This is a genomic window from Rheinheimera marina (assembly GCF_042654345.1).
GTDB classification, from domain to species: Bacteria; Pseudomonadota; Gammaproteobacteria; order Enterobacterales; family Alteromonadaceae; genus Pararheinheimera; species Pararheinheimera marina.
Genome location: NZ_JBHSGB010000017.1, coordinates 224951 through 250140, shown reverse-complemented (window position 1 = coordinate 250140; position 25190 = coordinate 224951). Strand labels below are relative to the sequence as shown.

Below are 25190 nucleotides of genomic sequence, written 5' to 3'. Positions count from 1 at the left end.
AAAGCATTAAGTTAACCCGCTGTAAACTGCCGGAGTTTTCTTAAATAAAAGGAATATCCTTATGAAAAGTTCTTTGCTTGCTTTAATGATTGCTGCTGTATCAACGGGTGTAGCAGCGAACGGTTACCAGAACGAAAGCACCGTCAATTATGGTTGGGGTGACCTGGGTAACACCGGTTTGGACTTCGATGCCTGGCAATTAAGTCACCGCTTTTTCCTGACGCCGGTCGATACGTCAGGCGCTACTCCTCTGGCTGAGTCCGCATTCATCAATAAAAACGCCAGTGTTTTCGGTACTTTAGGTCGTACATCTGTTGAAGACTATGACCAAAATAACTGGTCTGTTGGCGGCGAGTACATGTCGTCTCAACATAACTTCTACGGCGCTCTGGAATGGACTCACTACAGCAATACTGACGACCAGACTGCCTCTGCTACCCTGGGTTATTTTATTACCAATGACTGGCTGGCGGGCCTGCTCGTTGAGCACAACCGCCCAGACGGTGAAGGCAGCTACACCAACTACGGCATTATGACCAAAAAACTGTGGGATTTAGGCACAGGCGACATGATGAATCTGGAAGCCAATATCCTGGATTACCGCAACTCGTCGGCCACCCGTTATGGCGTCGGTGCTGATTATTACTTCGGTAAAAACTTCTCTGCCGGTGTCGGTTATCAGTGGATTTCTGATGACGTGTTCAGCGAAAGCGAAGACAGCCTGAGCATGCGTGCCCGCTGGTTTGCCATGCAAAACCTGTCGGTACAGGCTGAAGTGGCGTTTGACACACTGGAAACCGGCGATGACGTGTATTCAGTTGGCGTTAGCTACCGTTTCTAAGCTGTAGTTCAAAAACTTAACTGAGAATAAGGCCCTGCGGGGCCTTTTTTTATGGCGGCTACTGGCTGTGCAAAACGGCAGCACCTCGCAAGTTGGCGCTTGCTTTGCTGCTGATTTTGCAGGAGTTCAGCCAGAGTCTGTGGTAGCTTAACAGTGAGTTCGAGATCAGCTTCAGTGAAGGACAGTTATGATTTTCCCCGTAGTTATGGCCGGAGGAACCGGCAGCCGTTTGTGGCCTTTATCGCGTGATTTGATGCCGAAGCAGTTTTTAAAGCTCAATGGTCAGCAAACCATGTTGCAGGCGACCATTGGGCGTTTGGAGGGGCTGGATTGCAGCGCACCTTTGGTGATTTGTAACGAAGAGCATCGTTTTATTGCTGCAGAGCAGTTACGGCAAATTCATCAGCTGGATCACAACATCATTCTTGAGCCTGTTGGCCGCAATACGGCGCCGGCCATTGCTTTAGCGGCATTTACTGCAGTGAAGAAGGCGCAGGATCCGTTACTGCTGGTGCTGGCCGCAGACCATGTGATTGCGCAAAACGACTATTTTCAGACCGCAGTCCGTCAGGCCACGGTGTTGGCGGAGCAGGGCTTGCTGGTCACCTTTGGCATTGTGCCGGTCAGCCCGGAAACCGGTTATGGTTATATCCGGCGAGCCAGCAAGCTGAACGAGCAGTTCTCTGCGTACAAAGTGGGGCAGTTTGTCGAAAAGCCCAAACGTGAGGTGGCTGAGCAGTACCTGGCGTCAGGCGATTATTACTGGAACAGCGGCATGTTTATGTTTCGTGCCAGCGTTTACCTGCAGCAGTTAAAGCAGTTCAGGCCCGACATCTATGCAGCCTGTGAGCTGGCGATGGGCGAAGTGAACCCGGATCTGGATTTTATCCGGGTTAATAGCGACGCTTTCCTCGCCTGTCCGGATGATTCGGTCGACTATGCGGTGATGGAAAAGACCGATGCCGCCGTGGTGGTGCCGCTGGACGCTGGCTGGAGTGACGTCGGTTCCTGGTCATCCTTGTGGGACATCAGCCCAAAAGATCTGCAGGACAACGTGCATCAGGGCGATGTGTTGTCCGTCAACAGTACCGGCAATTTTGTGTTGGCAGAAACCTGTCTGGTGGCGACTGTGGGGTTGGAGAATACCGTGGTGGTGCAAACCAAAGACGCGGTATTGGTGGCGGCGAAAGACCAGGTGCAGAACGTTAAAGCCGTGGTGCAGCAATTAAAAGCAGCTGAGCGTAACGAGCATAAAGTGCATCGTGAAGTCTATCGGCCCTGGGGACACTATGATTCCATTGACAGTGGCGCGCGTTATCAGGTGAAACGTATTTGCGTCAAACCCGGCGAGAAACTGTCCATTCAGATGCACCATCACCGGGCCGAGCACTGGATTGTGGTCTCAGGGACCGCCAAGGTCACTGTGGATGGCAAAGAAAGCCTGCTGGCGGAAAACCAGTCCATTTATATCCCGCTGGGCGCTGTGCATGCGCTGGAAAACCCGGGGAAAATTCCATTGGAACTGATCGAAGTGCAATCGGGCGCCTATCTGGGTGAAGACGACATTGTGCGGTTTTCTGACCGTTACGGCAGGGTTTGAACATGAGTCGGACTGTTCAGCAGCAACTGGCACAAAGTGGCATTGCGTTTGGTACCAGCGGCGCCCGAGGGTTGGTGTCCGCTTTCAACGACGACAACTGCGGTGCATTCACCCAAGCCTTTATTGAGGTGATGCGGCAGGGCTTCCAATTTGACCGCATTGCACTGGGCATTGATAACAGGCCCAGCAGTGTCAGTATGGCCGCAGCCTGCGCCGGTATGGCCCAGGCCTGCGGCGTACAGGTCGATTACTACGGTGTGCTGCCAACTCCGGCGCTGGCCTGTAAAGCCATGCAGGACCAGGTGCCCGCCATTATGGTGACAGGCAGTCATATTCCGTTTGACCGCAATGGCCTGAAGTTTTACCGGCCGGATGGCGAAATCAGCAAAGCCGATGAATTGGCCATTCTGGCGGTAACGTCGGCTCCTGTCGCCTTTAGCCCAGCTGTACTGCAGCTGAGTCCTGCTGCCGCAGATGCCTACCTGGCGCGTTATCTGGATTTGTTTCCGGCCCATTGTCTGCAGGGTAAGCATATTGGCGTGTATGAACACTCCAGTGCCGGTCGCGACCTGTACCGTCAGGTTTTTGAAGCCTTAGGTGCCCAAGTGACCACGTTGGATCGCACCGATACCTTTGTGCCCATTGATACTGAAGCGGTGGCGGATTCCGATAAGCAAAAAGCCAAAGCCTGGGCGGATGAATTTGCTTTTGACGCTATTTTTTCTACCGATGGTGATGGCGACAGGCCACTGATCGCCGATGAAAAAGGCCAGTGGTTACGTGGCGATATGGTTGGTTTGCTCTGTGCCAAAACTTTAGGTATCCAGCAACTGGCTGTGCCTGTCAGTTGCAATACGGCCATTGAAGCGTCCGGCGCTTTTGCCCGGGTGGTTCGCACCAAAATTGGTTCTCCGTACGTTATCGCAGCCTTTGACGCCTGGGCCGGCAGCTCCGAACCTTATGCCGGCTTTGAAGCTAACGGCGGTTTTATCCTGGGTAGCGACGTCGCGTTTCTGGGCGGCCATTTAGCGGCATTGCCAACCCGGGACGCTTTGTTGCCTGGGTTGGCGTTGTTATTTGCCGCGGGTTCACATCCCTTGTCCGCGCTTTGCGCCGATTTGCCGCAGCGTTTTACTGCCAGTGATCGTTTGCAGCAGGTGCCGGTAGCCCAAAGCCAGGCGTTACTGCAGGCCGCGGCCGCGGATCCGGCTTGGTTGTTGGCTCAACTTGGGCTGGCCGATCTGCAGGTGCTGGCGCAGGACCTGACCGATGGTTTACGGCTGACGTTAAGTGGTGGCGACATAGTGCATCTGCGCCCTTCAGGTAATGCGCCAGAGCTGCGCTGCTATGTGGAATGCGAGACCGAAGCGATGGCTGTGGCTCTGGTTGCTCAGGTGCTTACCGGCCTTAAGCAGCAACTCGGTTAGTCCGCTGTCTGACTAAATTCGCCCGGCCAGTTGCTGCCAGATAGTGTCAGCAACAGGGCCGAGCAGCTGATGTTTGTGCCGCACCAGGTGCACTTCGCCGCCAATAAAACGTGGAAACTCGGTCGGGTGCAGTTGCACCAGCGTTCCTTGTTCAAGCTCTGCCTGCACCTGATAGTGCGCCACCATGCCCCAGCCTAAGTGAGCAAGCAGAGCCTGCTTCATACACAGACTGTTATTCACCTTAACCCGATGCGGCGATTGCAGCGGCAACAAGGCGCCGGCATCAAAACTTAATGCATCCGAATCAGCCACCAGTTGAGGCAACTCCGCCAGCTGTGTGTGCTGCGTCAGTGGTTTGCCAAGCCGGCTTAGCAATTGTGGGGTGGCGACACAAATAAGTTCGAAGCGACCGACCGCAATGGTGTCGAAATCGCCAAGGCCAATAAAAACGTCGTACCAGGGGCTTACCGCCAAGTCAGCCTGCTGACTGTTCAGTTTTTCCAGAGCTTTCAAACGGTAATCACAGCTGAGTTTCAGCTCGGTTTGAGGGTAGGCCTGTTGCGCTGCGGCAATAACGGGTAAATACTCTGACAGATCAATGGCTTCATCAAAGGCAATTCGTAAGCTGGGTTCCGCACCTGAACTTAAATGACGGGCCAGAGATTTCAGCTGGTGGCTTTGTTGCAGCACTTGTTGCGCCTGCAGATAAAAGCGCTGGCCAGCCGGAGTCAGCTGCAGCCGGTACTGGCTGCGGTCCAGTAATGCAAAACCACAATCCTGTTCCAGTTTTTTAAGTGCCATGCTGAGAGCTGGCTGAGTTTTGTGCAGTTTCTGTGCGGCCTGCTGCAAGCTTTCGCAGTGCACTATGGCATCCAGGATCTGAAGTTGTTGTAAATTCATCGGCAGCAGCTTCGCTCTATTGGGGTCTATTGGGGTCAGGTCTTGTATTTTGCGTTTCAATGCAAAATACAAGACCTGACCCCAAAGGGTTATAAGTAAAGTTTATGAAGTAGAGAAATAAATATAAATTTTAACTTCAAAATGGCTTTTGTATAGTGCTGTTTTCTGGAAGGAATAAGGGAGATTTCCATGCGTTTATCATGCTGGCTGCTTGGCCTGGCGCTGACCACTCTGGTTGGCTGTTCAAAACCTGAAACCACAGAGGCGGAACCTGCCGCCCGGCCTGTGAAACTGTTTCAGGTCGACGATGGTTCAGCCAGGCTGAAACGTCAATTCCCTGCCGTGGTCGAGCCAACAGAAAATGCCCGACTCACCTTTCGGGTTAGCGGCAAGCTGACGCAATTTGCCATTCGCCCGGGCCAGGAAGTCAAACAAGGCCAGTTGCTGGGGCAACTGGATCAAACCGATTTTAAACTGAAAGTGGAGCAGGCCAGCGCCCGTTTCCAGTTGGCCAAAGCCCAGTTTGACCGCGCCAACTCGCTGATAGGTCAGCGGCTGGTGTCGCAATCGGTATTTGATGAAGCCAAAGCGCAGTTGCAAGTGGCCGAAGCCGATTTAAAAACCGCCCAGACCAACCTGAGCTACACCAGTCTGGTGGCGCCTTTTAGTGGCACCGTCTCGCGCACCCTGGTGGAAAACCATGAAAACGTTGCTGCGCAGCAAGCCATTCTGGAATTGCAGTTAAAAGGCATGGTGGATGTAGTGATCCAGGTGCCGGAAGACGTGATTGCGCTGGTGAAAAAAGACCAGACTTATCAGCCGGACGTGGTGTTCGACTCTTACCCAAGCTTAAGTTACAAAGCCAGTATCAAAGAGTGGGACACCAGAGCCGACAGCGCCACCAACAGTTTTAAAGTGGTGTTTTCCATGCCACAACCGACCGAATTTAATGTGCTGTCCGGCATGACCGCCAATTTGATTGCCGATTTAAGCTCGCTGATGCATTTGCAGGAACATGCCGTGCTGGTGCCTGCCAGCGCGGTATTTTCCGCCAATGACCAGGCCGCCGATGCCAAAGAGCAGTTTGTCTGGGTGTATCAGCCGGAGCAAAGCCAGGTAACACGCCGCGCAGTCACCACAGGCCGCTTGACTCAGCAAGGGCTGGAGATCCGCTCTGGCCTGAGTGCGGGGGAACAGGTGGTCACCGCCGGTGTGCATCAGCTGCAGGAAGGACAGAATGTGCGGCCTTGGCAGCGTGAGCGGGGGCTGTAAGCCATGGATGTCGCACAGTATTTTATCCGCAGCAAAACGTCATCCTGGATGGTTACAGCCATTTTGCTGATTGGCGGTATTCTGGCTTATCTGGGGCTGGGTCGGTTGGAAGACCCGCAATTTACCCTGAAGCAGGCGATGGTACTGACCCAATACCCTGGCGCCTCGCCGCTGCAGGTGGAAGAGGAAGTCAGTTATCCGCTGGAAAGTGCTATTCAACAATTGCCTTATGTGGACCATGTCACCTCCATTTCGACTGCCGGCAGCTCGCAGATCATGGTGGAAATGAAAGGGATTTACCGCGCCAAAGAGTTAAAGCAAATCTGGGATGAGCTGCGCCGCAAGGTCAACGATTTAAAACCTCAGCTGCCGCCGGGTGTTGGCACTCCAGTGGTGAATGACGATTTTGGTGACGTATACGGCATTTTGTATGCCATTACCGGCGATGGTTACAGCGACGAAGAAATTCGTGACTATGTCGACTTTTTGCGCCGCGATCTGGTGCTGGTAGACGGTGTCGGCAAAGTGTCCGTCAGTGGTCGTCAGCAAGAGCAAGTGGTGGTGGAGTTTTCCCGCTCCCGCCTGGCGGCGCTTGGCATTCCACCCACGCAAATTGCCAGCCTGCTGCAAACGCAGAATGTGGTGTCCAATGCCGGCAGCATTAAAGTAGGGGAAGACCGGATCCGCATTCACCCGACCGGTGAGTTCCAGTCGGTGCAGGAGCTGGAGCAACTGATCATCAGCAACCCGGCAGCAAAAGAGCTGATTTACCTCGGTGACGTCGCCAGGGTATACCGCGACGTGGTGGAAAGCCCCAGCCAAATCCTGAAATTTAATGGCAAAAACACCCTGACCTTGGGCATTTCCTTCGCCAGTGGCGTCAATGTGGTGGATGTCGGCCAGGCTGTGGCGGCCCGTTTACAGCAGCTGGAATACGCCCGTCCGGTCGGCATGGACATCAATACGGTGTACAACCAGCCGGCCGAGGTGGAAGTGTCGGTGCAGGGTTTTGTGCTGAATCTGGTGGAATCGGTTGCCATTGTTATTGTGGTGTTGCTGGTGTTTATGGGGCTGAAAAGCGGCGTGCTGATTGGCCTTATTCTGCTGCTGACCGTGCTTGGTACCTTTATTTTTATGCAGCAAATGCAAATTGAGCTGCAGCGGGTGTCGCTGGGCGCGCTGATTATTGCGCTGGGTATGCTGGTCGACAACGCCATAGTGGTGACTGAAGGTATTCTTATTGGCCTGCAGAGGCGCTTGTCGGTGACTCAGGCGGCCTCTGCCATCGTTAAACAAACCCAGTGGCCGTTGCTGGGGGCCACCGTGATCGCGGTCACCGCTTTTGCGCCTATTGGCCTTTCCAGTGATGCCACCGGCGAGTTTGCCGGGTCGCTGTTCTGGGTGTTGTTGGTCAGTTTGTTACTAAGCTGGTTAACCGCCATCAGCCTGACTCCATTTTTTGCCAGCCTGTTTTTCAAAAAGACAGCCGCTGAAGCAAGCGACGCTGAGCCCGAATTGTACAAAGGCTTTATTTTTGACGCTTACCGCACCTTGTTAGGCGCCGCATTGAAACACAGGGTGCTTAGCTACAGCCTGATGCTGGTGCTGCTGGTGGTGTCGGTGCTGGGTTTTGCCAAAGTAAAACAGGTGTTTTTCCCGCCATCGACCACGCCGATTTTTCTGGTTGATTTATGGCAACCGGCCGGTACGGATATCCGCCAGTCTGATCAGGACGCGCTGGAGCTGGTGAATTACCTGCAAGGGCTGGAAGGCGTCGAAGCCGTCACCCTGACCAGTGGTCGCGGTGCGGACCGTTTTATGCTGACCTACCAGCCAGAGAAATTCTACGCCAGCTACAGCCAGCTGATAGTGCGGGTGCAGGACTTAACTGTACTGACGGAGCGGATGAAAGACGTGCGTCATTATGTCACCGAACAACAGCCACGTTTGCTGCACAAGCTGAAACGGCTGGAAGTAGGGCCTGCCACCACGGCGAAAATTGAAGCCAGGTTCAGCGGGCCTGAGCCCGAAGTGCTGCGGCAACTGGCCGAGCAGGCCAGACAGATTTTGCAGCAGGACAGTGGCACCACCAATTTGCGTGACGACTGGAGCAACAGAGTGAAAGTGATCCGGCCGCAGTTTAATGAAGCCATAGCGCGCCGGGTTGGTATCAGCAAACAGGACATCGACGATGTACTGCTGACCCATGTCAGTGGCAAGACGGTGGGTATTTACCGTGACGGTACTCATCTGCTGCCTATCATCACCCGGGCGCCGGAGGACGAGCGGCAGAATGTCGATGCGCTGAGTGATATTCAGGTGTACAGCAGCAAGCTGAACCGCTATGTGCCGATCAGCCAGGTGGTGTCCGGTTTTAACATTGAGTGGGAAGATCCACAGATCATGCGCCGCGATCGCAAGCGCACGCTGACCGTGATGGCCGACCACAATGTGTTGAGTGACGATACCGCGGCCGCCTTATTAAAACGGGTACGCCCGGCCATCGAAGCCATCGAACTGCCGCCTGGTTATCAGCTGAACTGGGGTGGGGAACTGGAAGCTCAAACCAAAGCACAGAAGGCCTTGTTCAGCTCCTTGCCTTTGGGCTACCTGGTGATGTTTGTGATCACCGTACTGCTGTTTAATTCGATGCGGGACGCGGCGGTGATCTGGGCTTGTGTACCTATGGCCATTATTGGTGTCACCTGTGGTTTATTGCTGCTGCGGGTGCCCTTTGGTTTTATGGCCTTGCTGGGCTTCCTCAGTCTGTCCGGCATGCTGGTGAAAAATGGCATTGTGTTGCTGGACCAGATTGAGCTGGAATTATCCGAAGGCAAAGCGGCCTTTGCGGCGGTGTTTGACAGTGCGGTCAGTCGGGTGCGGCCAGTGGCCATGGCGGCCATCACCACCATTCTTGGCATGATCCCACTGGTGTCGGACGATTTCTTCGCCAGTATGGCGGTGGTGATTATGTTTGGTCTGGGCTTTGGTACTGTACTGACGCTGCTGTTCTTGCCGTTGATGTACTGCTCTATTTACCGGATCAAAACGCCGGCCTGAGCCAGCCAAAGGCGCCAGGTCGGGTCCGTACAAAATCTTTGCTGAAATTCCTGCACAAAGTCCGGTTTTTACCGGACTTTTCTGTTTCAGAATATGCTAACCTGAGGTCACTGCAGGCAACAGTTCTGTGCGCTGCAGTGCCTTACAGCAGCTTGGTCGTGATATGCCTTCTTCATCGGCCAACTGGTTCTCAGGACAACGGGAGTCAGGCTCCGGCTCCCCGATGGATATGAAGCAATGAACAAAATAAAAATTTTAACTTTGTCCGCCTTTTGTTTTTCTGCGTTTGCAGCTGATCATTTACCTCCGTTACCGGCCTGGTCTGGTGCCTCCACCCAATTACAAAAAGAAGCCCAATACCCTTGGGTGACTCCTGCCGAAATATCCGGCCTGACCAAAACACCAAGCTACGACGAAACCTTTAAATTCCTCGACCGTTTAGTGGCCAGCAGCCCGCTGGTGACCATGGACATGATTGGCGTCAGCCCGCAGGGCCGTTCTGTCTATCTGGTCAAAGCCGGCACGGATCCGGAGCAAATTGGCAAAGATGGCAAGCCAGTGTTGCTGGTGCAGGCCGGTATTCATAGCGGTGAAATTGACGGCAAAGACGCTGGTCTGATGTTGCTGCGAGACATAGTGCATGGCGACAAAGCCAGCTTGCTGAATGACGTCAACCTGTTGTTTATTCCTGTTTTGTCGGTTGACGCCCATGAGCGCAGCGGCAAATACAACCGGATGAATCAACGTGGTCCTGAACTGCAGGGCTGGCGCTCTACCGCGCAGAACCTGAATTTAAACCGGGATTACGCCAAAGCCGAGGCGCTGGAAATGCAGGCGCTGCTCAAAGTACTGAACAGCTACAAACCCGATCTTTACCTGGATATTCACGTCACAGACGGCGAAGACTATCAATACGACATTACCTTTGGTTTTAACGAGCCTGTGCATGCGGCAAGCCCGAATGCTGCCAGCTGGCTGGCGTCTGTGTACCGCCCTGAGCTGAACCAGGCGTTACGTGAAGCCGGTCATATTCCGGGCCCGCTGGTGTTTGGAGTCGACCCGCTGGATTTCAGCAAAGGCATCAGTGGCGCGCATTTTACCCCGCGCTTATCCAATGGTTATGGCGATATCCGCCATATCCCAACGGTGTTGATTGAAAACCACAGCTTAAAACCGTACCGCCAGCGGGTGCTCGGTACTTATGTGTTGCTGGAGAAAACGCTCAAGCTATTGGCTGAACAAGGCAAAGTGCTGCAGCTGGCGAAAAAAGCCGACGAAAACGCCCGGCCTGCGACCTTAACTCTGGCCTATAAAGCCAGCGAGACGCCTGACCCAATCCGCTTTTTAGGCGTAGCGTCAGAGCTTCGCACCGACAAAATTACTGGCCTGAAGTACCAGGCCTGGACCGGCGAACCGAAAGTGTATGACGCGCTGCCTCAGTACTGGGAAAAAGTACCGGCACTGGAAGTGGACGTACCTGCGGCTTATTGGGTCATGCCAGAGCAGCACCAGGTGCTGGCCAAACTGGCTTTGCATGGTATTGCGACAACGCGCATTAAGTCACCGAAGACCATTCAATTGCAGCAACTGACGGCCACTCAATGGACTGTTGCTCCCAAGTCATTTGAAAGCCGCTTTATGATTGAAGCTCAGTTCAAACGCGACTGGAAAAAAATTACCTTGCCAGCCGGAGCCGTACGTGTCAGCACCGACCAGCCACTTGGCCGCCTGGCCGTGGCACTGCTCGAACCTTCAGCGCCAGATTCATTGTTCCACTGGGGTTATATGCCAGGTATGTTTGAACGCACCGAATACTTCGAGCCTTATGCCATTGTCCCTCTGATTGAAGAAGCCGCCAAACAGGACAAAGCGCTGAAAAAGGAATTTGATGAAGCCGTCAAAGCCGACAAAGAACTGGCCGCGTCGCCGGAAGCCAAAGTGCAGTGGTGGTATAAGCGTTTACCTTATTACGACCAAAAATACCTCAAATACCCAATCCTGCTAGAACACTAATCCATTGCTAATCCATTGGGGTCAGGTCTTGTATTTTGCATTGAAACGCAAAATACAAGACCTGACCCCAATGAATACAGAAACGCAAAATACAAGACCTGACCCCCAGTGAATACAAAATACAAGACCTGACCCCAAAAGAGTGATTTATTCTTTTTGCGGTTCGGGCTCTTGTTCGAGTTGTGGTTGCCAGAAGCTGTATTGGTTTTTGCCCTGACGTTTGGCGTGATACATCGCCAAATCGGCTTGACGTAACAGGCTGGCGGCGTCGGCGGCTTCAGGTTGTGGGAAGACGGTAATGCCGATACTGGCACTGACCCGGACTGTGTTTTGGCCAATTTGCACCGGCTTCCCGGCCGCAGCAAGCAAGCGGTCAGCAAATGGAACCGCATCTTCTGGTGCGGCCAGCTCAGTGATCAAGGCAATAAACTCATCCCCACCTAAACGCGCCAGCGTGTCATTCTCGCGCATCGCTGTGCGCATCCGGTTGGCAAGTTCAATCAGCAGGTAATCACCGGCTTCATGACCCAGACTGTCATTCACCGCTTTAAAGCCATCCAGGTCGATAAAAATCACCGCCATTTTGCTTTTCTTCCGCTTCGCCTGCGACATGCTCTGTTCGATGCGATCGGTCAGCAGTAAGCGGTTCGGTAGTCCGGTCAGCGAATCATAATGGGCAATAAAACGCAGTTTTTCTTCCTGCGCTTTTTGTTGGGTAATGTCAGAAAACAGTGCGACGAAGTGCTGCACATTGCGCTCTGCGTCGCGCACCGCTGACAAAGTAAAAGACAACACCATGCTCTCGCCGGATTTTCGGCGCCCCTGCAGTTCACCTTCCCAAAAGCCGTCGCTGACCAGCTTTTTGCGTAGTTTTTGCTGGTAGCTTTCTTCCGCCAGATTGCCACCCAGCATGCCAATCTGACGCCCAAGCGCTTCAGTTTCTGAGTAACCGGTGATACGACAAAACGACGAATTGAGGTCGAGAATAGTGCCTTGGTTATTGGTGATAAAAATACCTTCCCGCGCCTGAGTGAATACGCTGGCCGCCAGTTCCCGTTTCATCTGGCTGAGCTGATTGTCGGTGACATCAATCTGAGAGCCAATAATTTCGACCAGGTTGCCATCGTCGTCCCGCACCGCACAAAGCTGGGTTTCAATCCAAAGCTGCGAATAACTGGGATCGGTAACGTCCCGGTACAGGCTGGCTGCCTGGCCGCGCTGCAGCGGGTAGCTGTATTTCAGCACGCCGCTGTAATTCGACTCCACCCAATGCCGGAACTGCTCATCAATTGCTGTCTTGTGTTCGGCAGCAATGGTGCTTTGCAACCAGTCCGGGGTTCGCAAAATGTCATGGGCACTTTTCAGATGCAAGGTAAAGCAATTCGGGCTGATGTAGTTCAGCTGCATGCTTTTCGGTTCAAACGCCAGGATCACGGCCGGGCTTTGCTCCAGCAACTGGTCGAGGCGCTGCACGCTTTTTTGCAGCTTCTGCTTAATGGCTTTACGGCGACTGACGTCGGTTCCTATCAGGGCAAACGCAGGTTTGTCTGACGGCGCGCCAGGCAGTAATGACAAGTCAGCATCCAGATGCACTATTTCCCGGCTACTCAGCTGCAGGCTCAGTTCCAGCGACTCTGTCAGTCCGGGTTCACTCTGAAGTTTGTGCAGGGCAGGCACTAAGGCTGCACGTTGTTGCGGCTCCTGGATCCAATCCGGCAGAAAGACATTTGTTGCTTGGTCAAAGCCGGTGCCCAGTAGCTTCAGGGCGTAATTATTGCAGCCAAGAATACGGCCCTGGATGTCGAGTTTGATAAACAGCAACTGTTTACTGCTGTTCAGCGCTGCATGGTGTTGCTGGTCATTTAACTGCAGCTCCTGATTGGCGTGCGTCAGCTGTGCAATGGTTTCATGTTGCAGCAGGTTGTGCCGTCTGAGCACTAAAAAGGTGGCGGCTACCAGCATAAGCAGGCCAAGGGTCACTAACAGGTAGTTCAGGTACTGATGAAACCAATGGAATGCCGAAGGCGCTGCAACAGGGGAAAATGGCGGTAATTGCAGCTGCTGCAGTGCATACTCAACCCCGCTGTAGTCGGCCGGAGCAGAAAAGCCGTAGCTCAGCTGGTGCTGCCGGGCAAAGTCGTTGAACTGCAACAACGCCGGGATCAGTTTTTCCTGCAACTCTGGTGGGACTCCCGGCATCGCCAGTACTGGCCATTCCGGATACAACCGGGTGGAACTGACGAAAGGCACATTGGCCAGTTGCTGCGGGTTCAGCACGGAAAGCAGCGCAGCCGTTTCACTGTCTTGTTTTGTCAGATCTTCCAATGTGCCACTGCGAACAAAACCAATGTCAACGAACTTATCCAGCACCTGCTCTACGACTTCCTGGCCTGAATGCAGGTGCCTTAACCGGCGGGCGTCCAACTGAATACCAAGTTGTTGCAGTTCCAGGCGCTGAGCAGCGTAGCCAGACAATGAATAGTCGCCACTGGAAGCAATTTGCGCGTCGCTCAGCTGGGTCAGGTCACAGCGTGGGTTGTCTTTCATGCAAATCATGGTGCCGCCCAGTTGGGCCAGTTCCCCTCGGGGGAGCAGTGACACCTGGCTCAATAAAGGCGGCTGCAGGTAACGGTTGGCTTTGAGCATCAGGTACACATAAGGATCCGCCAGCAGAAAATCAGCCTGATAACTGACCTGCCGGACACTGAGCTGGTCAGGCGAAAGGAACACCAATTCGGCTTTCATCGGGGCTAATGCGGTCGACAAATAATCTGCCAGCGGTGCGTATTGCATCCTGGTTTTCAGGTCTGTCGAATGCGCCATCACACCAAAACGCAGCACGGCTTGCTCTGCGCTGGCCCTGCCGGCAAGACAACAAAGTAACAGCAGCCATCTCATCATAATCTTTGCTCCAGATGCAGATGGTACAAGGCCTCAGTATGAAACAGTTTGTCGGTGGCTGGCCTTGTCGGCAGGTAGTCCGACAATAACTGGCAAGACTGAGCCATCAGCGCGGTCTCAGACATTAGCCGCAGGTTGGTCTGTACATCAGGGATCTCAACCGGACGGAAGTAGTCGTAACACTCGGTCAGGCTTAAATTGCGCCAGCCAGCAATGCGGTTGATGCTGTCGTTATAAAATAACCGCAAGTGCGATTGGCCGGCCAGGCAGGCACTTAACACACCAAGTAGTGTGGCCTCGTCACCCATACGGTCTGATCTGACGGCCAGCATCTGATACAAAGGTGGCAGGTTGCAGCTGTCTGGATATAACGCATTGGCGCCCGTCCGGCGGATGTAGTTCGAAACAGGAGGGCTGGTGATCACCAAATCAATTTGCTGGTCCTGCCAGGCCATTAGTTGTTGCAGCTGGGGCAAATAGGCCAGCTGAATATCGTCTCTGCTCAGTTTGAGTTTGTTCAGTGTCTGGTCGAGCAGCATTTCAGTGGCGGGCCGTTGTTCCAGCGCAACCACTTTGCCTTTGATCTGGCGAGGCTGCTTCAGCTCAGGGCGACATAACAAGTAGTCAGAGCCGCAGGAGTTTGACAGCACGAGCACTATGCTCAATTGCACACCTTGTTGCAGGCAGGTCAACACTTCGTCCAGGGCTAGCGTGGCTGCATCCAGTTTTCCCTCAAGCATCGCGCTTAGCAGCAAAGACGAAGACTCACTTTTGCGTAAGCTGACATTGGCGGGCAACTGGCCGAAATGCTCGGCCAGATAAAAGGCTTCGTGGCCCGGGTGAGGGTAGGTGCCCAGAATAAAACTGGCTCTGTCCCGGCAGCCAGAAAACAGCAAAGGAGCCAGAGGGCTCAGCGCCAGCATTTTTAAAAAATGCCGACGATTAAGGCTAAAATCGTTCCCCATAAAACGCGCAATCCTTGCAACCTATGTTGCTAAATACTCTCCAGCTTAACAACCGACAGCACCTGTTCCTCAGGCATCAGGCTGGGGTGGAACTTTGTGTTTTGTAATCTTTGCGCACGTACACAATGCTGCTGAGGCATAACAAGGTAATAAACAATAACGCATTGGCCGGGGCCTGCAGGTTAAAGTCCACCACGTTATGGATCAGCATATGCACTATGGCCATGGCGCAACCAAAGGCCAGGCCTCGGCTGAGTTTGTTCTGTCGCAGCCTCATGGTCTGCATATTCAGCCACAACAACCACAGCAACCAGGCACCAAGTAACAAGGTCACAGGTACGCCAAGCTCAATCGAGAACTGCAGGTATTCATTGTGAGCGTGGTCATAAAAACCATGGTAATGCCGGGGCTGATAGCCTGGGAACACCGTATAAAACGACCCACCGCCATGGCCAAACCAGGGGGCGTCCGCCACTATCGGCAAACTGTCTTTCACCACCTCATCGCGGGCTTCCGACGCAAAAGAGGTTTCTTCGTAACGTTGCTGCAGTTTTTCCAGGCCAAACATCGACCCAATCACGATACTGTCGATAATAAAAATACTGATCACCAAAGGCTTCAGCAGCGCAGGCCGGTTTTTGTAGAACCACACGGCGTAAAGCGACACCACCAGCAGGGCCGCAAAAAAAGCCGCATTGCCCATCCGCGACCGGCTTAACACCAAACCTATCACCATAATGACAATGGCCAGACGTAGCAGAATTTTGCTGCTGAGTAAGGATTCCAACAAAGCCCGGCTGACGTTGCGCCAGTTCCACTGCATGGCCCGGCTCGACAGTTCGGCCATTAATAAACCCAGGCCCAGCGACAGCACCATCGCCAGGTAGTTGGCAAAATGGTTCTGGTACACAAAGGAACCGCGGGCTCTGTTGCCTTCAACCACACCAAATACAGGCGAGGTTTCAGCACCTAATAAATTCAGAATGGCGCCATAACTGGCCTGGAAAACGCCACTGGCAATAATGAAATAACACAAAAACTTTAACTGCTTGTCACTGTGGAAATAGCTGCCAATCAACCAGACAAACAAAGCGTAACAGAGCGTCTTTACCGCCATAATCTGAGTTTGGTTCGGGTCGACAGTACTTAACCAAGTGAAAGGCGAAAGCAATTGCAGACCAAGAGTCGCCAGCACCAAGCCGAAAGGCAGCAATGCCCAGGCCTGCCAGCGCCCTACCAACCAAGGTTCACGGCCTCGCAACACAGAAACCAAATGCAAAGCGAAGGTCAGCGTGATCAGAAATTCAAGAATCGACCAGGCCCAAGGCCTGTTGCTTGCCAAAGGAATAGGGGACCAGACAAGAATAAAGCAGCATAAAAACCGGATGAAACCTGATAACAGCGAAGTACTCATTGAATAATGCTTTCCATGCCCTGCAGGTTTTCTATTAAACAACTCTGCATAAAAGATGTACACAAGAAAAAGGGCCCGAAGGCCCTTTTAAACAACATTTCAGCTTTAGTTGCCGGAGCCTTGGTTTCCACCGCCGCCACCGCCGCCACCGCCAGAGCCGCCGCCGAAGCCGCCGCCACCTGGAGCGCCAACGTTACCGCCTGCACCAGCACCTGCACCGCCACCAGCGCCACCGGCACCAGGACCACCAGCAGCAGTTGCAGCAGCAACTGCACTAGTGTTAACGCCTGGGGTTGCAGCAGCGATAGTCGTAATGCTGTCAGTAGACATACCGGCAGCAGAAGCACCTGAAGCAACTGCGGTTACCGCAGCGTCACCCAGTGTAGCTGCAGCTGCCAGCGCAGCTTGCAATAACGCTTCTTTGGTAGCTTCGTCCGGAGCAGCTGCAATCAGCGCCTGGATGTTAGCTTCAATATCAGCAGCAGCTAACGCTTGAGCTTGCTCAAGTGTTACGTCGCCAGTCTGATATTGGGCAACCAAAGTCTCGTACTGCGCCACCGCATTAGTGATCGCAGAAGTATCCTGCGCTAATGCTGGTGCTGAACTGAAAGTCGCCGCTGCTAATAATGCTGCAGCAATAGTTACTTTCTTCATGTCGATCATCCTTCTTGGTTAAAATTTGGGCGAATGAGCCAAGTCTAGGTTAATGAGACTTGCCGTCAAGGTAGATTTTTTCACCTGTTCGGTAGCCTTTTGCGGAGCAAGTAACCAATTTCCCTGTACTGCATCCACCCCTGCTGCGAAGCAACTATCCATCATTTGCTCGCATTCAATATGCGGTGCCAGAACCTTGATACCAAGGCCTTGGCAGATCTGACATAAGGTCTTAATAAAGAACCTGTTTTCCTGATCTTCAACCGCGGTACTGTAGGCACCATCAATTTTTACGTAGTCTACATTCAAGCCTTGCAGGTATTTGAAGGTAGTCATACTGGCACCAAAACGCTCGATACAAATTTTGCATCTGTTGCGTTTAATTAATTCAAAAAGAGCTTTGCATTCTTCAGGCGCTTTCAGCACTGAATACTCTGACAGCTCAAATACCAGGCGAACTTTGCCGCCCAGTTGTTGTAACTCTTTATCCAGCCAATCGGCGAAAGCTTTCGAGCCAATTGCACCCAACGACAGGTTTATGGCGTACATATGCTCAGGTTTGTGTTTTACCTGGTTCAGAATAAAGCTAATTACCTGCTGGTCCAGCTGCAGGGCCAGGCCTTGTTGTTCTGCCATCGCATAGGTTTCAGCGGTAGACAAATGCGCATGACGGTAAATAAAACGCACAAAGGTCTCAATGTAGGCAATGGAGTTGTCGCTGTTCACCACTGGCTGAGCCCATAGCTCAAAGTCCTGTTTGGTGATCAGGTCCTGGATCAAATGGTTCCAGGCCATTCTGCCTTCTGGTTTTACCAGGCTTTCATTGCTGATCACCACAGGCAAATCCGGTTGCTGCTTACGCTGAATATTGGCGTTGTCCAGCGTAGACAGGCAGTAAGACAACTGATCTTTGGCGTCCACTTCCATCATCATGACTGAACCAAAACCTTCAGTGTAAAAGTCACTGTCGAGCAGTTTCAGCCGGCTGTTCAGCATATTGAGCAAACGTTCCAGCACAGAACCGTGCTCATGGCTTAAAAACACAATGTCGCTGCCGCTGATGCGGAACAGTTCCACCTCAATGCCTTTGTCCACCAACTCTTTAAATTCGTTTACCGCGCGCAAAATGTATTGGTCAGCCGCTTCATAGCCATTCAGATGGTTAACCTCGGCCAGCGAATGCAGGCTTAACATACCAATATGCAGATGACTTTCATGGTTCTGCATATTTTTTTGCTCGGCAGCAAAATGCTGTTCCAGTAAACGGCGGTTGCCCAAACCAGTTAAATGGTCGGTAAATACTTTTACTTTCAGCTCATCAGCTTGTTTGCTTAACGAGGTAAAACTGCGCTGAATATTGCTGACCATGGCGTTCATGGCCTTTACCACAGAACGCAGGTCGGTGGTGAAGGGCAGTTTGTCCAGCAACATAAAGTTCTTTTTGCCTACTTCCAACGCCTGGCTTTCAATCTGGCGCAGCGGGCGTAACACGGCAAAGGCAATCAGCTGAATCACCAGAATGCTGAATACCGTAATAGCCGCAATGCTAAAAAAGCTCTGTTTGGCCTGGTGCCATAAGGTTTTGTAGGCAATGCCGGGGTTAGACTTAATGGCCAGTACACCGGCAACCATCCAACCACTATTCACTTCCGACTGCTCCATTGGCGGTGTCAGCGGAAACATCGACACAAACCACATCGGCACTTCATCAAACTCCACCGGGTTTTGCCGGTGAATTTTCACTTCACCCGCAGTATTGGTGAAGGTGAGCTCTTCGTAATAACCTGAATCAAAAATAGCGCTTACCATGGTTTGGGCTATCACTAAATCCGGGTCATCCATATAAGCCGAAATAGACAAACCCAGGCTGGTGGCAGCGTCCTGAGCGTGTGATTTCATTTGAGTGTTCAGGTACTGCTGAGTGCTTTGCACTGACAGGTACAGGCTGGACGCAAAGGTAAAAAGGGCAACCAGCACTATTAATAGATGCAGCTGAAGCCGTAGAGAAATGCCTGGGAACTTACCCTTTAATACAAACGCCATAACAGTTACATTCCCTTTTCTATTCTGCTAAGCAAATCCTGCCAGTTCGAACCGCCTGTTTTGCCTTCAACTTTGCGGCCGAGACCTTGCGCTTTAGCCAGCCATAACCCTTCAGCATTAAACCCATAAATTGGTTTTAAGTCTGGACGGCGGGTTGCTGGCTGTACTCTCTTGATCAGATTATCCAACACCAGCGGTATTGAATTTTCATTCTCTAAATACAACAACACCATGTGAGGTTCGTTTACCGACAAGGCCCGCACGTACATAATGCGCAGCTTGCTGTCGGGAACGCCCATAGCTCTTAACGACACATACTTGGCTATAGCATAGTCTTCACAATCGCCGGCCGCAGTACCCAGGGTTTCAATGGGGGTGGCCCAGTAATCCAGTTTTCCCCAATGCGCCTGATCCGACTTGTACTCGATACGCTCGTTGAAAAACTGATTCACCTTATTAATTCGTATCCAGTCGGCTTCATTACGGCCTTGCTCTAGCAACACCTGCCACTGGTTTACCCGCTTTAAAGCGTTGTCTCCGTATTTGTCCCGAATCATGTTTAACAGTTCTGGTTCAAATACAGCGCTCAGGTAGCTGGCATTACCTAATAAAGATACTGAAAAAGACAGCAGTAAGATGCCTATGTACCTGACCAGCATAGTTCTCCCATCCATGCAGAATGCCAACCGGACTTGCCACCAGGGCCTCGCCAATTAACTTAAAAGACAATTCCAGAGTAACCCAGAAATCACTGTACGGGAAACCAAGCCTCAGATCTTCTTCGGAAAAATAAAACATGGTGGAAAAATCACCGACACTTTGCCATTTCAGCCCAATTTTGCCAAGCCAAAATGAAAAATTTAATTGTTTGCGGCGAAAAATGCTGCATAATGCAGCGCCTTTGCACCAAAAAAGAACTAAAGTTGCACTTTTTTGCATTTTTTGGTTATATATTTATCAAATTACGACGGTGACACCAGAATTTGCGGTGAATTTCTAAGCTGGCACAAACTATGCTTAGAAACTTAAATTCGAGCCTTAAGCAATATTTTGCACCAAGGTTAGCTGATGCGCTGTCACCGCAATGTCACAGAGATTTGATTAGACTTAAATGCATTGTTTGCCCCGCAAGGGCTGGCACGGAATCGCCAAAGCTGAGTTGTTGAGCGTTGTATAAAGCGTTTCTGAAACCTATAACCAGCAAGTTAAAACGGAGTTTTTATGCAAAATACCCCACCAAAAAAAGTGACCAAAGCCGTTATCCCCGTTGCTGGCTTAGGCACCCGAATGCTGCCCGCTACCAAGGCCATTCCAAAAGAAATGCTGCCAGTGGTGGACAAGCCACTGATCCAATATGTGGTGGAAGAGGCGGCTGCCGCAGGTATTACTGAAATTGTGCTGGTAACGCACAGCAGTAAAAACTCCATTGAAAACCACTTCGACACCAGCTTTGAGCTGGAAACTCAGCTGGAAAAGCGGGTTAAGCGTTCCTTGCTGGATGAAGTGCGTTCTATCAACCCAAAAAACGTGACTGTTATTTCAGTACGCCAGCCAGTAGCGCTTGGCCTGGGCCACGCCATTTTGTGTGCCGCGCCAGTTATTGGTAACGAACCATTTGCCGTGCTGCTGCCAGACGTATTAATCAGCAAATACGAAAGCGATTTAAAGAAAGACAACCTGAAAGCCATGCTGCAGCGCTACGAAGAAACCGGCGCCAGCCAGATTATGGTAGAAGCCGTGCCGCAGGCCGCTGTTAGTTCTTACGGCGTGGTCGACCTGCAAGGTGCAGCGCTGGCTGAAGGCCAGTCAGAAAAACTGTACGCCATGGTAGAAAAGCCAAGCGTAGAAGACGCGCCGTCCAATATGGCGATCACCGGCCGTTATGTGTTGTCGCCAAACGTAATGGAACTGTTAGGTTTTACTGGCCCGGGTGCTGGCAATGAAATTCAGTTAACTGACGCCTTAGCGCAGTTAGTACGGGAAGAAGAAGTAGAAGCTTACCGCATTGTAGGCCGCAGCCACGACTGCGGCAGTAAACTAGGCTACCTGGAAGCCATAGTGACCTACGCACTGAAAGACCCTAACCTGGGTGCCGAATTCGGCGATTTTTTAAAATCTGTTGTTACCGGTAAAAAATTCAGTTTAATTGCCTGATGTATAGGCAACCCTGATGCTCTTTGGGTAAATCCTTAGGGGTGGGTTAGACACAGATGTAGGGGCGGGGTTTACCCTCAAACCTAAGGTAATAAAGAATTTCGTAGGTGCGGGGTTTACCCCGCCCGAAACCAACGCAGTAATCAAAGGTCGTAGGGGCTGTGGTCAGCCTCAAACCTAAGATAATAAAGAGTTTCGTAGGGGCGGGGTTTACCCCGCCCGAAACCAACGCAGTAATCAAAGGTCGTAGGGGCTGTGGTTAGTCTCAAACCTAAGATAACAAAGAATTTCGTAGGGGCGGGGTTTACCCCGCCCGTTGAATGCCAAAACAAACGGCATAAAATTCAATTTGTAACGGCGGCTGTTCAGCTGCCCACAGCGGTATTAAAAGAGGTAAAGGAATGAAGATTAGTATTTTTGGTACAGGTTATGTCGGGTTGGTTACAGGCTCTTGTTTGGCAGATGTAGGCCACGACGTTATTTGTGTAGATATTAATCAGGCCAAAATTGACGGGTTAAAACAAGGCATTATTCCTATTTATGAACCGGGCTTAGACAGCGTCGTAAAAAGCAATGTAGCCCAGGGCAACCTGCGTTTTACCACCAGCGCACAAGAAGCGGTGCAGCACGGTGAGGTTATCTTTATTGCGGTAGGCACACCACCAGACGAAGACGGCTCTGCCGACTTGCAGTACGTAATGGCCGTAGGCAAAACCATTGGCGAGCTGATGCAAAGCTACAAAGTAGTGGTGAATAAAAGCACAGTACCTGTAGGCACAGCCGACAAAGTAACTGCGGTGATTAGCCAGGCTTTAGAAGGCCGTGGTTTTAATGCTGAGTTTGACGTAGTGTCTAACCCGGAGTTTTTAAAAGAAGGCGCCGCTGTAGCCGACTTTATGCGGCCAGACCGCATTGTTATTGGTACCAGTTCGGCCTTTGCTGAAGGCGTAATGCGCGAAGTGTATGCGCCATTTAACCGCAACCACGAAAAAATTATTGTGATGGACGTTCGCAGCAGCGAGCTGACCAAATACGCCGCCAACTGCATGCTGGCTACCAAAATCAGCTTTATGAACGAAATGGCCAATATTGCTGAGCGGGTAGGGGCCGACATTGAAAACGTGCGCCGCGGTATAGGTTCCGACCCTCGTATTGGTTACCACTTTATTTACGCAGGCTGTGGTTACGGCGGAAGTTGCTTCCCAAAAGACGTGCAGGCGCTGGCCCGTACGGCCGGCCAGTATGGTTACGACTCTAAAATTCTGAATGCGGTAGAAGCCGTAAATGACAAACAAAAAACCAAGCTGTTTGAGCTTATTTGCAAGCACTATGGCATTACAGGCACAGACACTTCCGCGTTAAAAGGCAAAACCTTTGCTTTATGGGGCCTGGCTTTTAAACCTAATACAGACGATATGCGCGAAGCGCCAAGCCGTGTGCTGATGGAAGCTTTATGGGCTGCCGGCGCCACTGTAAAAGCTTACGACCCGGAAGCGATGGACGAAACCCAGCGCATTTACGGCAACAGAGCCGACCTGGTGTTATGTGGCACAAAAGAGGCTGCATTAAATGCTGCCGACGCCTTAATTATTTGTACAGAGTGGAAAAACTTCCGTGCTCCAGACTTCACCGTGATCAAAGAAAGCGTTGCAGACCAGGTGTTGTTTGACGGCAGAAACCTGTTCGACCCAGCACAGGTGTACCGTAATGGCCTGGCTTATTACGCCATTGGCCGTGCCGATTCTATTAAACAGGCATAAACGTTATGAAATTTCTGGTGACAGGCGCGGCTGGCTTTATTGGCAGCCGTGTGGCCGAAGAGCTGGCGCTGCAAGGGCACGAAGTGGTTGGGCTGGACAACCTGAACGACTACTACGACCCAAACTTAAAACTGGCCAGGTTAGACCGCATTCAGAACCTGCTGGCGCAACACAATGCCACCAGCAATTTCCGTTTTATTAAGATGGATTTAGCCGACCGCGAAGGCATTGCGGAACTGTTTGCTACAGAGCAGTTTCAGCGGGTTATTCACCTGGCGGCGCAGGCTGGAGTACGTTATTCCATCGACAACCCAATGGCCTATGTCGACTCTAACCTGGTGGGCATGATGACCATTTTAGAAGGTTGCCGCCATAATAAGGTTGAGCATTTGGTGTACGCGTCCAGCAGCTCTGTGTACGGTAACCAGGAAAAGGTACCTTTTTCAGAAGACGACAGGGTAGACCACCCCATCTCGCTGTATGCCGCTACCAAAAAAGCCAACGAGTTAATGGCCCATACCTATAGCCATCTCTATAAGCTGCCTACCACTGGTTTGCGGTTCTTTACCGTGTATGGCCCTTGGGGGAGGCCTGATATGGCGCCTTTTAAATTTACCAAGGCCATTTTGGAAGGACGTACCATTGACGTTTACAACTATGGCAAGCTACAGCGGGACTTCACCTATATAGACGACATTGTTGAAGGTATAGTCCGAATCCAAGACTGCAGTCCGTCGTCATCGTACGCAATTTTAAATATTGGTAATAATCAACCTGTCGCATTAGAAGACTTCATTGAGGCTATAGAAATAGCAACGGCTAAGAAGGCCATTAAGAATTATCTACCAATGCAGGCTGGAGATGTATATCAAACTTATGCAGATACAGAGAAGCTTGAAATAATTTGCGGTTTCAAACCGTCTACTAAGTTAAGCATGGGAATGGATATGTTTTGCAAATGGTTTAGGTCTTACTATAAATGATGGTTCAACTTTCCAATATGAGGCACCTTCTTTTTATATTAATCTCTAAATCATCTGGTGCTATATTTTCTATATTCATTACGTATGTGGTGATGAACTACTATCCTAGCGATGCTGCAAATTTTTTTGTGGCATTCAGTGCCGTAAATATAATCTCATATATATCAAGGTTTGGTTCTGATAATTATATTTTAAAAAGCGCCAAACAAGATGATTTTGGTGGTCAATTATCTGCAATATATTTTGTTTCAATAGTTGTGTCATTTGTTTTTTCTTTTGTTTTGGTGTTGTTTTTTGACTATATCTTCGTTTTCTTATTTTTCTTATGCAACACCTTTTTTACCTTGTTGCAGATTAGTGCTAGGTGCTATGCACGCGATCTTAAAGGAATAAAGTCTGCATTCGTAATGAATGCGGTATCTTTAATGATCTTGTCAGTCTTTTTCTTTCTTGAATATTTTGTTTTTGATATCGAATACAAAGATATTTTCTTGTGGATGTGGTGCGTATCTTTGATGCTGGCAGCTCTTGTTTGTATGCCTTACAGTGCTTTGAAAAAGTTTAATGTTAGAAATTGCTTCAACGTAGTCATCTCTAGCAGAGTGTTTTTTGTATCAGGTGTGTTGAACTTGATTATGTATTGGGGCGGCCAAGTCGCTTCCGGGTACGCCCTGCAAAAGGAACATGTTGAAGCAATTGCGCTCGCCCAAAGACTGAGTGCTGCTATGGGATTAATATCAATTGCCTCGAGTATCTATTTGTCCCCTAGAATATCATCAATGCACGAAGAGGGCAGGTTAGATGAATTATCTGGCTTAGTGCGAAAGTGCAATCTATTCGTTGTATTGTCTTGCTCTGCTTGTGCGATGATTATAATTTTGTTTTCTGATTTTATAGTGAAATCTTTTAACGTGTCCTTAGAGTATTCTTGGGTTATTGTTTTAACTTCTATATGTCAATTGATTTTCTGCGTTTTCAGTAATTCATTGCAGGTTCTTAATATGACAGGTAACGAAACATATACACGTAGATCTGTTTACTTTGGAGTGTTTTCTTTTTTTGTTCTTTGCGGTTTTTCTATAGCTTTAAATAATATCTATTTAATGGTGGCTGCAGTAAACGTACCATTAATGGTTCAGGGGTTTATTTCTTTTTTGTATGTAAAGAGAAAGCTTAATTTTTCATCATTAGCGCTGGTATAAG

Annotated in this window: 18 protein-coding genes; 10 read left to right on the top strand and 8 right to left on the bottom strand. The window is 50.9% G+C overall.

Annotated features, from left to right (window positions below; translation table 11 throughout):
• Positions 1-61: 61 nt before the first annotated feature.
• The 3 genes from ACFO3I_RS17420 (at position 62) to ACFO3I_RS17410 (ending at position 3868) form a co-directional block, all read left to right on the top strand.
• Positions 62-841, top strand: a complete 780-nt coding sequence (locus ACFO3I_RS17420) for a putative porin (protein ID WP_377336221.1) — start codon at positions 62-64, stop codon at positions 839-841.
• 187 nt (positions 842-1028) lie between these two features.
• Positions 1029-2441: a mannose-1-phosphate guanylyltransferase/mannose-6-phosphate isomerase gene (locus ACFO3I_RS17415; RefSeq protein WP_377336219.1), complete on the top strand. Its 1413-nt coding sequence runs from the start codon at positions 1029-1031 to the stop codon at positions 2439-2441.
• Between the two features lie 2 nt (positions 2442-2443).
• Positions 2444-3868 carry a phosphomannomutase gene (locus tag ACFO3I_RS17410; protein ID WP_377336217.1) on the top strand — a complete coding sequence of 475 codons (1425 nt, stop codon included), beginning with the start codon at positions 2444-2446 and terminating at the stop codon, positions 3866-3868.
• 12 nt (positions 3869-3880) lie between these two features.
• Here the strand turns inward: ACFO3I_RS17410 and ACFO3I_RS17405 are convergent, their stop codons facing one another.
• Positions 3881-4768, bottom strand: coding sequence for a LysR family transcriptional regulator (locus tag ACFO3I_RS17405; RefSeq protein WP_377336215.1), 888 nt, complete (start codon positions 4766-4768; stop codon positions 3881-3883).
• A gap of 189 nt (positions 4769-4957) precedes the next feature.
• Between ACFO3I_RS17405 and ACFO3I_RS17400 the strand changes: the two genes are divergently transcribed.
• The 3 genes from ACFO3I_RS17400 to ACFO3I_RS17390 all read left to right on the top strand — a co-directional run bounded on the left by ACFO3I_RS17400 (position 4958) and on the right by ACFO3I_RS17390 (position 11113).
• The gene (locus ACFO3I_RS17400; RefSeq protein ID WP_377336213.1) at positions 4958-6040 is read left to right on the top strand and encodes an efflux RND transporter periplasmic adaptor subunit; all 1083 of its coding nucleotides are present in this window, start codon (positions 4958-4960) and stop codon (positions 6038-6040) included.
• 3 nt (positions 6041-6043) lie between these two features.
• Positions 6044-9100, top strand: a complete 3057-nt coding sequence (locus ACFO3I_RS17395; RefSeq protein ID WP_377336211.1) for an efflux RND transporter permease subunit — start codon at positions 6044-6046, stop codon at positions 9098-9100.
• 237 nt (positions 9101-9337) lie between these two features.
• On the top strand, positions 9338-11113 hold the full coding sequence (locus ACFO3I_RS17390; protein ID WP_377336209.1) for a M14 family metallopeptidase: 1776 nt from the start codon (positions 9338-9340) through the stop codon (positions 11111-11113).
• Between the two features lie 147 nt (positions 11114-11260).
• Here the strand turns inward: ACFO3I_RS17390 and ACFO3I_RS17385 are convergent, their stop codons facing one another.
• The 7 genes from ACFO3I_RS17385 to ACFO3I_RS17355 form a co-directional block, all read right to left on the bottom strand.
• A complete protein-coding gene (locus ACFO3I_RS17385) occupies positions 11261-14014 on the bottom strand; it encodes a diguanylate cyclase domain-containing protein (RefSeq protein WP_377336207.1) in 2754 nt (917 codons plus the stop codon).
• The gene (locus ACFO3I_RS17380) at positions 14011-14979 is read right to left on the bottom strand and encodes an ABC transporter substrate-binding protein (protein ID WP_377336204.1); all 969 of its coding nucleotides are present in this window, start codon (positions 14977-14979) and stop codon (positions 14011-14013) included. Before ACFO3I_RS17380 ends, ACFO3I_RS17385 begins: the two co-directional genes overlap by 4 nt.
• Positions 14980-15055: 76 nt before the next feature.
• Complete coding sequence (locus ACFO3I_RS17375; protein WP_377336202.1) at positions 15056-16393, bottom strand: O-antigen ligase family protein; 1338 nt, start codon at positions 16391-16393, stop codon at positions 15056-15058.
• A 105-nt stretch (positions 16394-16498) separates the two neighbouring features.
• A complete protein-coding gene (locus ACFO3I_RS17370; RefSeq protein WP_377336200.1) occupies positions 16499-17047 on the bottom strand; it encodes a hypothetical protein in 549 nt (182 codons plus the stop codon).
• 18 nt (positions 17048-17065) lie between these two features.
• Positions 17066-19090: a bifunctional diguanylate cyclase/phosphodiesterase gene (locus tag ACFO3I_RS17365; RefSeq protein WP_377336198.1), complete on the bottom strand. Its 2025-nt coding sequence runs from the start codon at positions 19088-19090 to the stop codon at positions 17066-17068.
• A gap of 5 nt (positions 19091-19095) precedes the next feature.
• The gene (locus ACFO3I_RS17360; RefSeq protein WP_377336196.1) at positions 19096-19749 is read right to left on the bottom strand and encodes a transglutaminase-like cysteine peptidase; all 654 of its coding nucleotides are present in this window, start codon (positions 19747-19749) and stop codon (positions 19096-19098) included.
• Positions 19691-20029, bottom strand: a complete 339-nt coding sequence (locus ACFO3I_RS17355) for a hypothetical protein (protein WP_377336194.1) — start codon at positions 20027-20029, stop codon at positions 19691-19693. Before ACFO3I_RS17355 ends, ACFO3I_RS17360 begins: the two co-directional genes overlap by 59 nt.
• Before the next feature lie 282 nt (positions 20030-20311).
• On the opposite strand from ACFO3I_RS17355, the gene galU reads away from it, so the two are divergent.
• The 4 genes from galU (at position 20312) to ACFO3I_RS17335 (ending at position 25189) form a co-directional block, all read left to right on the top strand.
• Positions 20312-21244 carry a UTP--glucose-1-phosphate uridylyltransferase GalU gene (gene galU, locus ACFO3I_RS17350; RefSeq protein ID WP_377336192.1) on the top strand — a complete coding sequence of 311 codons (933 nt, stop codon included), beginning with the start codon at positions 20312-20314 and terminating at the stop codon, positions 21242-21244.
• 401 nt (positions 21245-21645) lie between these two features.
• Positions 21646-23004: a UDP-glucose dehydrogenase family protein gene (locus ACFO3I_RS17345; RefSeq protein ID WP_377336190.1), complete on the top strand. Its 1359-nt coding sequence runs from the start codon at positions 21646-21648 to the stop codon at positions 23002-23004.
• Between the two features lie 5 nt (positions 23005-23009).
• Positions 23010-23987: an NAD-dependent epimerase gene (locus ACFO3I_RS17340; protein ID WP_377336188.1), complete on the top strand. Its 978-nt coding sequence runs from the start codon at positions 23010-23012 to the stop codon at positions 23985-23987.
• A gap of 92 nt (positions 23988-24079) precedes the next feature.
• Positions 24080-25189 (top strand): MATE family efflux transporter, encoded by a 1110-nt coding sequence (locus tag ACFO3I_RS17335; RefSeq protein WP_377336186.1) that lies wholly within the window; start codon positions 24080-24082, stop codon positions 25187-25189.
• Position 25190: the final 1 nt, after the last annotated feature.